We start from the raw sequence: 14329 nt of genomic DNA on the forward strand, positions 1-14329 counted from the left end.
TTTATGTTCAACATAGACTTTTGTATGTTTCTGGTAAAGCGAAAAGGCTGCTAACCGCCGAGTGACCGCTCGGCCGTCGAAGCCGCGGTTTTTCAAACGCGTGTCACAACCGTGGAGTATCGTTGTTGAAGCAGGGTGGATGAGGCGCTGTTGGCGAGTCGCTGTGATGGCGCCCGGGTAATTACGTTATGATGGATATGAATTGAAACAGGATCGATTTTAGTGACGTCATCTCTGAACAAGCCCACGGCTCGTCCCAGCATTGCGGAGCATTTGGTCAGCGAGATTCTGACCGGACAGTACCAGCCGGGTGACTTCGTGCCTCGCGAGCTGGATCTTTGTGAGCGGTTTGGGATTAACCGCTCGGCGGTTCGTAGCGACCTGCGCCAACTGGTCGACGTGGGCATTATCGAGCGCATTTCCGGCCACGGATCGAAAGTGCGCGAATACTCGGAATGGCACATTTTGGACCCGCAGGTGACCGATTGGCTAACCCGATACGCGGTGCCCAACCCGGATATTCAGCGCCAGATTCTCGCTTTCCGTTTGGATGTAGAACCCTACGTGGCCATGACCGCCGCAAAATGTGCCAAGGCACGGGATTTGGTCGCGATCGAAGAGGCTTTCGAGGGGCTGGGGCAAAACCTGCGCAATGCGACCTGCGCCGAAGAGCGCCGCCTGCACAGCGAGTACGACGTGGCCTTTCACGAAGCGATCTTCAAGGCCACCCACAATATCGTTTGGGCGCAGCTTTCGCATATTCTCCGGCCCTCCATCTACATGCTGATCTCCATGTCCAACGATAGCGCCTCCAGCCCCGATGAAGCGCTGGAGCGCCATCGCGTACTGATGGAGAGCATTCGTATGCGCCGCCCCAGGGAGGCGTTCAACGCCGCCCTGGCGGTGCTGGCAGGAACCGCCGAAGCGTTAGGGCTCGAACACGGGGCCAGTTCCCTGGGGCGCAGCGTCGACCATCACTGACACAACGATTCATTTCTTTTCAAAAACAAGGCGAACGTATGTCGAAACTGAACATTGGGCTTGTTGGCGTCGGGAAAATTGCCCGCGACCAGCATTTACCTGCTATAGCGGCCACGTCAGCCTGCCAACTGGCGGCGACGGCAGATCCCCACGCATCCTTGGAGGGTGTTCCAGGCTTTGAATCGCTTGAAGCGATGCTGGATAACCAGCCGGATATTGAGGCCGTGGCGATCTGCACGCCGACCCACCTGCGCTATACCACGGCGCGAGCGGCGCTTTTACGCGGCAAGCATGTACTGCTGGAAAAACCGCCGGGCGCCACGCTTAGCGAAGTCGAGGAGTTGATAACCCTGGCCAACGCGCAGGGCGTTACGCTGTTTGCCGCCTGGCACTCACGCTTTGCCCCGGGGGTGGCGCGTGCTCGTGAGTGGCTTAGCCAACGCGATGTACGCCGCGTCGAGATCGAGTGGAAAGAGGATGTGCGTGTCTGGCACCCCGGTCAGGCGTGGATCTGGCAGCCCGGCGGAATGGGCGTGTTCGATCCGGGTATCAACGCGCTTTCGATTGCGACGGCCATCCTGGCACAGCCGTTTTTCCTGCGCGGTGCCACGCTACAGGTGCCCAGCAACTGCCAGACCCCCATTGCCGCTGAGCTGAGTTTTACCGACGCGCGTGAAGCCGTCATCGAGGCGCATTTCGACTTTCGCCAGACCGGGCCGCAAACCTGGGATATTCATGTGGAAACCGACGAAGGGCCGCTAAGCCTGACCCAGGGGGGCTGTCGTTTGACGATTAACGGTGAGGTTATCGTCGATGCCGAGGAGCGCGAGTACGCGGGGCTTTATGAGCACTTCGCCGAGCTGGTCGGTCGTCATGAAAGCGATGTCGACGTAGCACCGCTTCGCCAGGTTGCCGATGCTTTTCTTTATGGCCACCGCGAAACCGTCGATGCGTTCATCGAGTAGGGACTTCGTCGACCGGCTTTCATGCAGGCGTGAATTAAAAAAGCCCGGCGTTGGCCGGGCTTTTGGTTGGGTCGATGCCGCTTTAAAAGCGACGCTTCTATCACTCTACTGAGCCGATCTCGGTGCCCCAGTTGCTGATGATCTCTTTGACCAGGGTGCCGGAATCGGTCAGCTCGGATGCGTCCCACTGGCCCGTAGGACTAGCGCCCGGCCTGATAATGGAGGCACCTTCATCCTTGTCGCTCACCGCCCAATTGAGGTGCGTGATAGCGTTGTCGGCGAGAAAGTCCATCCATTCGCGAGTACTTTCCTCGGCCACGGCCCCGCCGCCATCGGCGTTGACGGCGCCCCACTCGGTCACCATCAAGGCGACACCGTTATTCAAGGCGGTTTCGGCCTTATCGCGTAGGGATTGACCGTGGGTGCCTGCGTAGAAATGCAGGGTATAGGCGATATTGTCGCCCTCGATCGGGTCGACAGAGGCGGCATCGACGTCTTGCGACCAGGTGGGGGTGCCCACCACGATCAAATTGTCAGGGTCGATGTCACGGATAGCCGCGATCACATCTTCCGCGTAAGGCTTGACGACATCGCTCCAGCTCACCTGTAACGGCTCGTTATAGATTTCGTAGATGACGTTGTTGTAATCGCCATACTGCTGCGCCATTTGTTGGAAAAAGCGAATGGCATCCTCTTTTTTATCCTCACCGTGATGGGTGTGAAAATCGATGATGACATACATGTCATTGTCGATCGCCGCGTCGACGATCGTTTCCACCCGTTCCACGTTGGCTTGAGGATCCTGCTGGTACGAGCCGCCTTCATCGGCGCCCATTGCCGCTCTGACGATCGTGGTGTTCCAATCCTCTTTTAACCACTGCACCACCTGGGCGTTATACATTTTTTCCTGGTCCCAGCCCGTATTGCTCCAGAAAAAGCTGTTACCGGCAAAGCTTTTGGCTTCTCCGCCGCTCAGAATCTGGTTGCCTTCGACGCTTAACGGCGGGACGTCGGCGACGGCAGAGGTACTTGCACTGATTGCTAAAGTGATGAGTGCGGGCTTTAACCAGACAGGCTTGACCCCGGAATTGAGTAGAAATTTCATTAAGCGCTCCTTTACCAACAGGTAGGTGGCCTTCAGTGAAACGGTGGATGCTGAAGTAGCATCAAAAAAAGCTTAGCTCATTACTGTAAATATATACAGTATTTTTGTGCCAATAATATTGGTGCCTCGATACGTTTCAAACGATCTGGCGAGGTATTGCTTTCAGGCTACAAGCACCGGGCAGACGAACGCGATCTTCGGTCAGCTTATTCGATCAGCTCGCGCAGCGTGCTCATCAGCACCGCCGCCCCCGGAGAGAGCCGCTGTTGGCGCAAACTGACAAGCCCGTAGGGCTGCACGCTAAGGGTTTCCACGAAAGGCAGCCGATGAAAGCGCTCGGGCGGGCAGAGCAGGTCGGCGGTTTCGCGCGTGGCCACGGTAATCGTGTCGGATTTCAAAACCAGCGAAAGCGAGACCAGCAGGTCGGTGGTGTCCACGACCTGGCGGGGTGGCGCGACCTGATGGTGGAGAAACAGGCTGTCCACCCGCTGGCGCATGAGCGCGCCGGGCGGCTGAAGCGACCATGGGTAAACGGCCATGTCGGCAAGGCCCAGGGTGGGTTCGTCGGCCAGCGGGTGCGCCTTTCGGCAAACAAAACAGAGCTCCTCCTCACCAATCTCTTCGAATACGAAGTGCTCGATGTTGTAGCCCGCGGGAATACGCGTGATGGCAAAATCGAGCTCACCCTCCAATAGGCGCGGCACGAGCACCTTACTGACATCGACCTCGACGCTAATTTTGAGCTCGGGGCGGTCGCGGTGGACGCGCTCGATGGCGCTGGTCAGCAGCGTGACGGCGGGGGCCATGACGGTGCCGACCGCGACGGTTCCCAGATGGCCACGTTGTAAAGCGTTCAGCTCTTCGCCGGTGTGACGAAGCGTCGACAGTATGCTGTGCGCCTGACGAACCATCACCTCCCCATACCAGTTGGGCGTCAAGCCGCGGGAGTGGCGATCGAACAGGCGCACGCCCAGGTTGGACTCCACATCGCTGAGTAGCTTCGAAGCGGCGGGTTGGCTGATATGGAGCTGACGCGCCGCCCGGTGCAGGTTGCGCTGCTCTTCGAGCGCTAAAAATAACTGAAAATGGCGCAACTTTAGTCGAGCGTCGAGAAACCAGTCATCCTCCAGAACACCCATGGGATAAGCCTTTTGTCGTTATCGATAACTAAATGTATATGGATTTTAGCCTACTTATGTATTGGTTGGTTATGCCCGAATTGTCTAGGGTTAGCGATGACCAGGCGGGGTCCATACCGCCTTGATAACAACAACCATAAAAGGGGGGAGTATCATGCCTCTAACGCACGCCACGCCGGGCCGTTTTGTCCCTGCTTTATTCATCGCAGTGGGTAGCGCGCTGCTGGTGATGAGCACCGCCCATGCGCAGAATGAGACGTCTACCATGGAGCAACAGCGCCCGACACACACCGCTGAAAGCATCGAAAAAGCCACCTTCGGCCAACTGCCCGATGGTCGTGAGGTGGCGAGTTACCTGCTCACCAATGCCAACGGTGTCGAACTCAAGGTCATTACCTACGGTGGCACCATCGTGTCGCTTAAAGTGCCGGACAGCGCCGGTGATTTCGACGATGTCGTGCTGGGCTTCGACTCGATCGACGGCTATCTCTCGGACACCTACCAGCAGGTCAATCCTTACTTTGGTGCGCTGATCGGGCGTTATGGTAACCGTATTGCCAACGGCCAATTTTCGCTTGAAGGCGAGACCTATACGCTCTCCATCAACGATGGCGACAACCACTTGCACGGCGGCGCGCAAGGCTTCGACCGCGTACTTTGGCAAGCCGAGCCGTTCGAGAACGAAAGTGGCGCGGGCCTGGTGCTGCGCTACACCAGCGCGGAGGGGGAAGAGGGCTACCCCGGCGAGCTGAGCGTCGAAGTGACGTATACGCTCACCGACCAGAATGAATTGATCATCGACTACCAGGCCGAGACCGACAGGGCCACCCCGGTCAATTTGACCCAGCACAGCTACTTCAACCTCAAAGGCGAGGGCAGCGATACCATCCTCGATCACCAACTAATGCTCAACGCCGATGCCTTTACGCCGGTTAGTGAGTCGCTGATCCCAACGGGGGAGCTTCGCGACGTGGCGGGCACGCCGTTCGACTTTACCGAGCCAACGGCCATTGGCGAGCGTATCGAGCAGGACGACGAGCAGCTCGGTTTTGGCCAGGGGTACGATCACAACTTCGTACTCGAGCGCGATGAAAGCCAAGAAGGCGAGCTGGTGCTGGCGGCGCGGGTATGGGCGCCGGAAAGCGGCCGGTTGCTTGAAATCGAGACGACCGAGCCGGGCATTCAGTTTTACTCGGGTAACTTTTTGGGTGGCGAGCTCACCGGTAAAAGCGGCCAGGCGTATCAGCAGCGCTCGGGGCTGGCGCTGGAAACCCAGCACTTTCCCGACTCGCCCAACCAGGCCGACTTCCCCAGCACTATCCTGGCGCCCGGTGAGCATTATCACTCGCGCACCGTGATGCGTTTCTCCACCCGGCAGAGCAGTGATACCCCGTAATACTCGCGGTCGAGCCGACATTGCCCGTCCGACGACAAGCAACCAGCCGCCATTAAAATAGCCAATAAAACAATGACGATAAAAGGAGCTTCACCATGCGACTAGCCACCTCTTTTGCACGCCTGGCACTATGCAGCGCCATCATGACCGCCCCACTGAGCGTTCAGGCCCAGAGCGACGAAGACGTAACAATCGGCTTTATCGTGAAAAAGCCGGAGCAGGCGTGGTTCATCAACGAGCAGCGCGCGGCGACCGAGGTGGGCGAAGAGCTCGGTTTCGAAGTCGTGCGCCTCGGCGGTGAGGATGGCCAGCAAGTGCTTAGCGCCATCGATAACCTCTACGCCCAGGGAGCCCAGGGGTTCGTCATCTGCCCGCCGGACGTGCGCCTGGGCCCGGCCATCATGAACCGCGCCAACCAGTACGACATGAAAGTCATCACCGTGGATGATCAGTTCGTGAATTCCAGCGGCGAGCCCATGGCCGATGTGCCTCATTTGGGCATGTCGGGCACCAAAATTGGCCGCCAGGTGGGCGAGGCGATTGCCGCGGAGATGCAGGCGCGGGGTTGGGACAGCGAACAGGTGGCCGCGCTGCGCATCACCAATAACGAATTGCCCACGGCGGTGGAGCGCACCGATGGCGCTACCCAGGCGCTGCTCGAGGCCGGCTTCCCCGAAGAGAACATTTTCGACGCGCCCCAGCAAAGCACCGATACCAACGGCGCCTTTTCCGCCGCCTCGCCGGTACTTTCTCAGCGCGGCGGTTACGAGCACTGGGTGATCTACGCGCTCAACGAGGAGAGCGTGCTGGGCGGCGTGCGCGCGACCGAGCAGTACGGCCTGGCCGCCGAGGACGTGATTGGCGTGGGCATCAACGGCTCCGGCGCCGCCTTTGCCGAATTCTCGCGTAACAACCCCACCGGCTTTCACGGCACGGTGGCCGTCAGTTCGACCATGCACGGCCGCCAGACCGCCGAAGATCTCTACTACTGGGTCAGCGAGGACCGCGAGCCCGAGGCCAATACGGAGACCACCGGCACCCTGATGACCCGGGATAACTGGGAAGAAGTGCGTGAGGAACTGGGACTTTAATGCGCTCTGTTGAGGGAGGGGGTGGTTATGTCTGAACCGTATCTTCGTTTCGACGGCATTAGCGTGGTATTTCCTGGTGTGCGCGCGCTGGACGATGTGAGCTTCTCGGCCCACACCGGCCAGGTGCATGCGCTGATGGGCGAAAACGGCGCTGGCAAATCCACGCTGCTAAAGTTGCTTAGCGGCGTGAACCGGGCCGCCGAAGGCGCGCTTTGGATCGATGGGCAGCGTCACGTCTTCGGCAATGCCCGGGAGGCGCTGCGCGAAGGCATCGCGATCATCTATCAAGAGCTCACCCTCTCGCCGAACATGTCGGTGGCGGAAAACCTGTTGTTGGGGCAGCTACCCACTCGCAGTGGGTTCGTGGACCGCCGCCGGTTGAAAGAGCGGGCGCTGGCGATTCTGAAAGATCTGGGCGAGGGCGCGATTCACCCCTCCACGAAAGTGCGCGATCTATCGATCGGCCAGCAGCAGATGATCGAGATCGGCCGCGCGCTACTGCGCGATGCGCGGGTCATCGCCTTCGATGAGCCGACCAGCAGCCTCTCGGTACAGGAGACGCGCCAGCTCAAGCGTATCGTCCAGCGCCTGCGCGATGAAGGCCGGGTAGTGCTCTACGTGACCCACCGCATGGAAGAAGTGTTCGAGATGTGCGATGCGGTGACCATCTTCCGCGACGGGAAGCACATTCGCACCCACGAGGACATGAGTACGCTCACCCACGACCTGCTGGTCAGTGAAATGGTCGGCCGCGATATCAACGATGTGTACGGCTACCGCTTTCGTGAAGCCGGCGAGACGGTGCTCAGCGTGGACGACATCGAAGGCCGGGGGATCAAAGGCCCGGTGAGCTTCTCGGTGAAAAAGGGGGAAGTATTCGGGCTATTCGGCCTGGTGGGTGCCGGGCGCAGCGAACTTTTGCGCCTGGTGTGCGGGGTCGAGACACCCAAAGCGGGCAGCGTCACCTTCAAGGGCACCACACGGCGCTTCAAAAGCCCCGGGGAGGCGATTCGCGCCGGGATCGCCATGTGCCCGGAAGACCGCAAGTCCCAGGGCATTTTTCCCGTGGCAAGCGTCGCCGACAACCTGAACATCAGCTGCCGGCGCTTTTTCAAGCGCTGGGGCGTGTTCCGCCACCCCGGGCGCGAGCGGCGTAATGCCGAAGACTACATCCGGAAGCTGAGCATCAAGACGCCGGGCCCGCGGGCGCCGATCGGCAAGCTCTCCGGCGGCAACCAGCAGAAGGTGATTCTTGCCCGCTGGCTCTCTGAAGAGATCGATCTGTTCGTGATGGACGAACCCACCCGGGGCATCGACGTGGGCGCTCGGCGCGATATTTACAGCCTGCTTTACGATTTGGCCGAGCAGGGCAAGAGCGTGCTGGTGATCTCGAGCGACCTTGCCGAGGTGAGCTCGATCTGTGACCGCATTGCCGTAATGCGGGATGGCGAACTGGTGGAGGTGGTCCCGCGGGACGCCGCTACCCCCGAACGCCTGCTGGGGCTGGCGCTGCCGGCGTAAACCGTCTCTTGGCTCAGGCTTTCTTTTAGGATTAACACAATGACAACCAATAAATTGACTCAGGATAGCGCAGCGCCGGAACGGCCTGCCGGGCGCCAGGGGCTGATCAAGCCGCTGCGCACACTGCTCGATACCTCGGGCCTCATCGCCATTTTTCTGCTGCTGTTCGTGGCATTGGCGGTCTTCATTCCCGACTTTCTCACCGGGCGCAACATGGTCGGGCTGCTCTTGTCGATCACGCTGATCGGGAGTCTCGCCACCACCATGATGCTGGTGCTGGCGCTGGGGGAAGTCGATCTTTCGGTGGCCTCCACGGTGGCGTTTGCCGGGGTCGTCGCGGCGGTGGTGACCTCGAGCACCGGCAGCGTGTTGACCGGTGTGCTCGGCGGCATCGTGGCCGGCGGCGCGGTCGGGGTCTTTAACGGCCTGGTGATTGCCCGGTTCGGTATCAACTCGCTCATCGCCACGCTGGCCGCCATGGAGTTCGTGCGCGGGCTTGCCTACATCACCTCTGGCGGCGATGCGGTGATGATTACCGTACCGGGCTTTTTCGACCTGGGGAGCGCCGCGCTTCTGGGTTTGACGCTACCGGTCTGGACGATGCTTGCCTGCTTCGTGATTTTTGGCGTGGTGCTCAATATGACGGCGTTTGGCCGCAATGTGCTCGCCACCGGGGGAAACTCGGAAGCGGCGTCGCTTGCCGGGGTGAACGTGCGGCGTTTGAAAATCATCGTGTTCGGTCTTCAGGGCGTGGTCGCCGGGGTCGTTGGGGTGCTGCTCGCCTCGCGCATGGGGCTTGGCGACCCTAACACCTCCATGGGGCTGGAGCTTGCCGTCATCTCCGCGTGTGTGCTGGGCGGGGTCGCGCTTTCCGGCGGGGTAGCCACGATTACCGGCGTGGTGGTCGGGGTGTTGATCATGGGCTGTGTGCAAAACGCCATGGGGCTTTTGAACGTGCCGACCTTCTACCAGTACCTGGTACGCGGGGCGATTCTTCTGCTGGCGGTGATGTTCGACCGCTGGAAGCAGACTCGCCGACAGCGCGCTTAACGCTTACCCACTCTCTTTTTAGTCACCCAATTTTGTCACCGGCATCGATAGGGAGAGACTTCCATGTCCGATCAAAAAACGCCTCTACGCTCCGCCCAGTGGTTCGGCACCGCTGATAAGAACGGCTTCATGTACCGCAGTTGGATGAAAAACCAGGGAATTCCCGACCACGAGTTTCAAGGCAAGCCGATCATTGGTATCTGCAATACCTGGTCGGAGCTGACGCCTTGCAACGCCCACTTTCGCAAGCTCGCCGAGCACGTCAAAAAGGGTGTACTGGAAGCGGGGGGCTATCCGGTCGAGTTCCCGGTGTTCTCCAGCGGCGAATCCAACCTGCGGCCCACCGCCATGTTCACCCGCAACCTGGCGAGTATGGATGTCGAGGAGGCGATTCGCGGCAACCCCATCGATGCGGTGGTGCTGCTGGTGGGGTGTGACAAGACGACCCCGGCACTGCTGATGGGCGCGGCTAGCTGTGATATACCCGCCATCGTGGTGACCGGTGGGCCGATGCTCAACGGCAAGCATAAAGGCAAGGATATTGGTTCCGGCACCGTGGTCTGGCAGCTCTCCGAGCAGGTTAAGGCCGGCGAGATCTCGCTTCACGATTTCATGGCCGCCGAGGCGGGTATGTCGCGCTCGGCGGGCACCTGCAACACCATGGGCACCGCCTCGACCATGGCCTGCATGGCGGAATCATTGGGCGTGTCGCTACCTCATAACGCCGCCATTCCCGCGGTGGATTCGCGGCGTTACGTGCTGGCGCATCTCTCCGGTAATCGTATCGTCGAGATGGTCCACGAGGATCTCAAGCTGTCCAAAATCCTCACCCAACAAGCTTTCGATAACGCTATTCGCACCAACGCCGCGATCGGCGGCTCCACCAATGCGGTGATTCACCTTCAGGCGATTGCCGGGCGTATCGGTGTCGACCTGGCGCTGGATGACTGGAGCCGCGTCGGCCGGGGCACGCCTACGCTGGTCGATCTGCAACCCTCGGGGCGCTTTTTGATGGAGGAGTTCTACTACGCCGGGGGGCTGCCTGCGGTGCTCAAACGCTTGGGCGAGGCGGACCGGCTGCCGTTCAAGGACGCGCTGACGGTGAACGGGAAAACGCTTTGGGAGAACGTCCAGGACGCGCCGCTCTATAACGACGAGGTGATCCGTTCGCTGGATAATCCGCTCACCGCGGACGGCGGGATCTGCATACTGCGCGGCAACCTGGCGCCCAACGGCGCGGTGCTCAAACCCTCGGCGGCGACGCCTGCGCTAATGCGCCACCGCGGCCGGGCGGTGGTATTCGAAGATTTCGACGACTACAAAGCGCGCATCAACGACCCGGACCTGGACGTCAACGCCGACGATATTCTGGTCATGAAGCACTGCGGCCCCCGGGGATATCACGGCATGGCGGAGGTGGGCAACATGGGGCTTCCGCCCAAGATTCTTGCCCAGGGCGTGACCGATATGGTGCGCATTTCGGATGCACGCATGAGCGGCACCGCCTACGGCACGGTGGTGCTGCACGTAGCGCCGGAGGCCGCGGCGGGTGGGCCGCTTGCCGCAGTACACAACGGCGACTGGATCGAGCTCGACTGCCAAAGCGGGCGACTGCACTTGGATATCAGCGATGAAGAACTGGCCGAGCGGCTGAGCGCTGACGATGCCACGGCGGCCTCCACGATGATTGCAAGCCAGGGTGGCTACCGCCAGCTCTATATCGAACGGGTGCTGCAAGCCGACCAGGGGTGCGACTTCGACTTTCTGGTGGGCTGTCGCGGCGCCGAGGTGCCCCGTCATTCGCATTGAAAGATAGCCAATGCCTTGTGAGGATCCCCTGGGCCGATTAACTGCAATTGACATGACCAACGCGGCCCATGTGCCAACCTTAAACAATAAAATACGTATTAAATGCAGGTTTTATAACGGGTTGGCATACGCTTTTATATTTTTAAGTTTTTGATTTTATGTTATTTTTTATTTTTAATTGAAAACCTGGTACGCCCGCTGCAATGGTTTAGCCAAGAGCGCAGCGTCAGGATGGCACGGTGCTCTTGTTTAAACTCAACGTACGATTTTTTTACCGGGTACGCTTTTATTGATACCCGTGTTGAAAAGCTGGAAAGTAAAGCCAATCAGGAGGCACGATCATGAAGAAGGAATCTCTCAAGAAACTAGGCATCCTTGGTGTATCTTTCGGCCTAATGGTCAGCCCGCTAGCCTTTGCTGGCATGGAAGAAGACACGGCGCCGCAAGAGCCGGTACCGCAGGAAGACACCATGCAGGATGAGCAGGGCACGTACAACTCGTTTGACACCGAGCAAGAGCAAGGTGCGACCACCGAGTACGAAGAGGAAGAGCAAGAATTCACTTACGAAGAAGAGGAGGAGGAGCAAGAAGATTGGGATACCGATACTGACACGGATACCGACTCCGACAGCAATTGGTAAACCCCGCTTGCTAAAGGACTAACCGCTTCCCTGGCTCAAGGATGAGCCACGAAATGCCCCGCCGAATGCGGGGCATTTTTGCGTTTAAACGTCCGCTACCCCTGTTACGGGCGATAAGCTAAGGTTGAAGCACTCTCACTATAGCTTGGGTGATCGACATCGAATCGACGCCGTTTACAGGGATGTACGCCACGTGCTGAGCTTAAAACCGAGCTTAAAAACGAGCTTAAAACCGAGCTTAAAAGAAGTACCTGTTCTCCCCAGGGCACAAGGGCGGATCGAGGCAATCGATTTGGCTCGGGGTATAGCCATCGGCTTGATGATCATAAGCCATACCGTCAGTGGCCTGGTGGGTATTCCCAACGTGCCCGAGTGGGGCATGGTGCCCGTGCACCTCATTACCAAGTTCTCCTCCTCGCTTTTTATCATGGTGTTCGGCATGGCGCTGGCGGTGGCATTTTTACCGCGTACCCAAAGTGACGATTGGCCCAGGCGGCGTTTGAAGCTGTGGCTGCGCGCCCTTGAAGTGTGGTTTTGGTACAAGGCGCTCACCATCGTCGAAATGCTCCCATTCAACGCGCCAGCGGATATCGTCGATACGCTGCTCTATGGCAACTTTGCCATCTGGGTCGAAATCCTCGGCTTCTACGCCATCGCGCTTTTGTGGGTGCCGCTGATACTTCCGCTCTGGGCCCGGGCGCCGCTATGGTCGCGCCTGGCGGCTATCGCAGTGCTCACCGCACTTTCGGCCTGGCTGCAGGGGTTCGATTTTGGCGGCAACCCCCTTTTGAAAGCGCTGCTGGTCGATCACGAAGCGTATTACACCTGGGGGCAGCTAAGTCGCGCGCCGCTGATTCTTGCCGGGCTTTTGATGGGCGAGGCCACGCTTCGCTGCGTTTTCGAGCGTGCCACGCGTCTTCGCCTGGTCGCGATATTGCTCGCGCTGGGCGGCGCGATGATCGGCGCCTTTTATGGCCTGGCGGCCCTAGGGGATGGCCCCTATGCGGCCATGGTGGCGGTGGCGAACAATGCCGGTAAGCACCCGCCACAGCTTGCCTTCATGCTGTTCAGTGTGGGTGGGGCGCTGGTTGTTCTAGGGCTTGCGTTGGCCGGTGGCGCGGCGGCGGCCAAGGCACTTTTGCCGCTGACCATTGTCGGAAGCGACGCGCTCAAGGCGTTCATTTTCCATATCGTGCTGATTTTTTTAGTGCTTCGTTTTCTGCTGGAGCTTAACGGCACCTATACCTACACGCAGGCGCTGGGCGTCGGTGGGCTTTTGATTCTCGGGGCCGCGCTGTGGATTTGGGTAACACGCTGGATAGCGGCGCACCGATAACCACAGGACAAACGATCGAGGTGACGATTTGCGATGGTTTAAATGTACGCTGATTGTCGCGGCGCTTTGTATAGCGCTGCCGGTACAGGCGGATTGGTACTACGAGACCGACAAGCAGAGCTATTGGCAGGGGAGCCTGAGCACTCGTCTGGCCGCTATCGAGGACGCCTTTGGCGGAGCGCTCGGCGTTTACGTTCAAAACCTGCAAAGCGGCGAAGCCTTCTCCTGGCAAGCCGACACCCCGTGGTATCTGGCCTCGCTGATCAAGGTGCCGGTAGCCGCTGAGGTCTTCGCACGGCGCCAGGTCGGTGGGCTGACGCTCGACGAGCGCATCACGCTCAACCAGAGCGACTACGTGGATGGCGCCGGGCCGGTGAATTGGCACGACCCCGGCACGCCGATCTCGATTACGTATCTGCTGGAGCAGATGATCACTGTCAGCGACAACACCGCCTCGGACATGCTGATCGACCGGGTCGGGCTCGAGGCGGTCAATGCGCGCGCCAGGCAAATGGTGGCGGCCAGTGGCGGTGACCCCAATGAGCTGGGCCCGATTACCCGGCTGGTGGGGGTGCGCCAGGGGGTGTATGGCGCGCTGCATCCACAAGCAAAAGCGCTGGGCGGCAGCGATTTCATGGCGCTTCGCCAAAACGGTATCGGTCAGCGTCCGGCGGCGCTTGCGCGCCTTTTAGGCGTTGCCAGTAGCGATTTACGCGAGCCCGATTACGATCGTGCGTTCGATGCCTACGAGCAAACCGGTGAAAACACCGGTACGCTCAAAGCCTACGGCGACCTGCTCGCCGCGCTCCACCAGGGGGGAGTGAGCGACCTGGCGACCGACCAGCGCCAGGCGCTGATCGCCCTGATGACGCGTACCCAGTCCGGCGAGGCGCGCTTGAAGCGAGGCATGGGGGAGGCCATCACGTTCGCCCATAAAACCGGCACCCAGCACCGGCGTAGTTGCGATGCCGGGCTGGCCTCGCGGGGCTCTTTGGACTCGGCCGAGCAGGGCCCCTGGGTGGTCGTTGCCTGCGCCCGTGGGCCGCTTTCGCGCAGCCAGCACGAACAGGCCCTGGCCGGCGTGGGCGAGGCGCTGACGGTGACCGGCGCGCTAGGTACGCCTTAGGCTCTGTCTGAAAAGTGCCTGCGCTCGACAATACGGCGTTAAAAATTGGCTCAAAATACTCATTTACACATGTAAACTCCGTTTTTTCGCCAATTTTTGCCTTGTCTTGTCTTCGCTCGTCGACTTTTCAGACAGACCCTAGCGATCTGTAACGTGCTCGAAGCGGGGG

12 protein-coding genes are annotated in these 14329 nt (G+C 59.8%); 10 read left to right on the forward strand and 2 right to left on the reverse strand.

Translation table 11 applies throughout. The annotated features are described in order from the left end of the window. Positions 1-222 precede the first annotated feature (222 nt). Both ACWFVE_RS02370 and ACWFVE_RS02375 read left to right on the forward strand, forming a co-directional pair. A complete protein-coding gene (locus ACWFVE_RS02370) occupies positions 223-981 on the forward strand; it encodes a FadR/GntR family transcriptional regulator (protein WP_447527693.1) in 759 nt (252 codons plus the stop codon). Between the two features lie 38 nt (positions 982-1019). Further along, positions 1020-1946 (forward strand): Gfo/Idh/MocA family protein, encoded by a 927-nt coding sequence (locus ACWFVE_RS02375; RefSeq protein WP_447527694.1) that lies wholly within the window; start codon positions 1020-1022, stop codon positions 1944-1946. A gap of 100 nt (positions 1947-2046) precedes the next feature. Here ACWFVE_RS02375 and ACWFVE_RS02380 read toward each other — a convergent pair whose 3' ends face one another. Further along, positions 2047-3051 (reverse strand): glycoside hydrolase family 5 protein, encoded by a 1005-nt coding sequence (locus ACWFVE_RS02380; protein WP_447527695.1) that lies wholly within the window; start codon positions 3049-3051, stop codon positions 2047-2049. Between the two features lie 206 nt (positions 3052-3257). After that, positions 3258-4190 carry a LysR substrate-binding domain-containing protein gene (locus tag ACWFVE_RS02385; RefSeq protein ID WP_447527696.1) on the reverse strand — a complete coding sequence of 311 codons (933 nt, stop codon included), beginning with the start codon at positions 4188-4190 and terminating at the stop codon, positions 3258-3260. 154 nt (positions 4191-4344) lie between these two features. On the opposite strand from ACWFVE_RS02385, the gene ACWFVE_RS02390 reads away from it, so the two are divergent. From ACWFVE_RS02390 to ACWFVE_RS02425, 8 genes are all read left to right on the forward strand, one after another. After that, positions 4345-5586 (forward strand): aldose epimerase family protein, encoded by a 1242-nt coding sequence (locus tag ACWFVE_RS02390; protein ID WP_447527697.1) that lies wholly within the window; start codon positions 4345-4347, stop codon positions 5584-5586. Positions 5587-5681: 95 nt separating this feature from the next. Continuing rightward, complete coding sequence (locus ACWFVE_RS02395; protein WP_447527698.1) at positions 5682-6677, forward strand: arabinose ABC transporter substrate-binding protein; 996 nt, start codon at positions 5682-5684, stop codon at positions 6675-6677. Between the two features lie 27 nt (positions 6678-6704). Further along, positions 6705-8198, forward strand: a complete 1494-nt coding sequence (araG, locus tag ACWFVE_RS02400) for an L-arabinose ABC transporter ATP-binding protein AraG (RefSeq protein ID WP_447527699.1) — start codon at positions 6705-6707, stop codon at positions 8196-8198. 39 nt (positions 8199-8237) lie between these two features. After that, positions 8238-9248, forward strand: coding sequence for an L-arabinose ABC transporter permease AraH (gene araH, locus ACWFVE_RS02405; protein WP_447527700.1), 1011 nt, complete (start codon positions 8238-8240; stop codon positions 9246-9248). Positions 9249-9311: 63 nt separating this feature from the next. Further along, the gene (locus tag ACWFVE_RS02410) at positions 9312-11057 is read left to right on the forward strand and encodes an IlvD/Edd family dehydratase (RefSeq protein ID WP_447527701.1); all 1746 of its coding nucleotides are present in this window, start codon (positions 9312-9314) and stop codon (positions 11055-11057) included. Positions 11058-11398: 341 nt separating this feature from the next. Beyond that, the gene (locus tag ACWFVE_RS02415) at positions 11399-11698 is read left to right on the forward strand and encodes a hypothetical protein (protein WP_447527702.1); all 300 of its coding nucleotides are present in this window, start codon (positions 11399-11401) and stop codon (positions 11696-11698) included. Positions 11699-11894: 196 nt separating this feature from the next. Next, positions 11895-13034, forward strand: a complete 1140-nt coding sequence (locus ACWFVE_RS02420; protein ID WP_447530491.1) for an acyltransferase family protein — start codon at positions 11895-11897, stop codon at positions 13032-13034. A 28-nt stretch (positions 13035-13062) separates the two neighbouring features. Then, complete coding sequence (locus ACWFVE_RS02425) at positions 13063-14160, forward strand: serine hydrolase (RefSeq protein ID WP_447527703.1); 1098 nt, start codon at positions 13063-13065, stop codon at positions 14158-14160. Positions 14161-14329 lie beyond the last annotated feature (169 nt).

This window comes from Vreelandella mediterranea, from assembly GCF_970647075.1.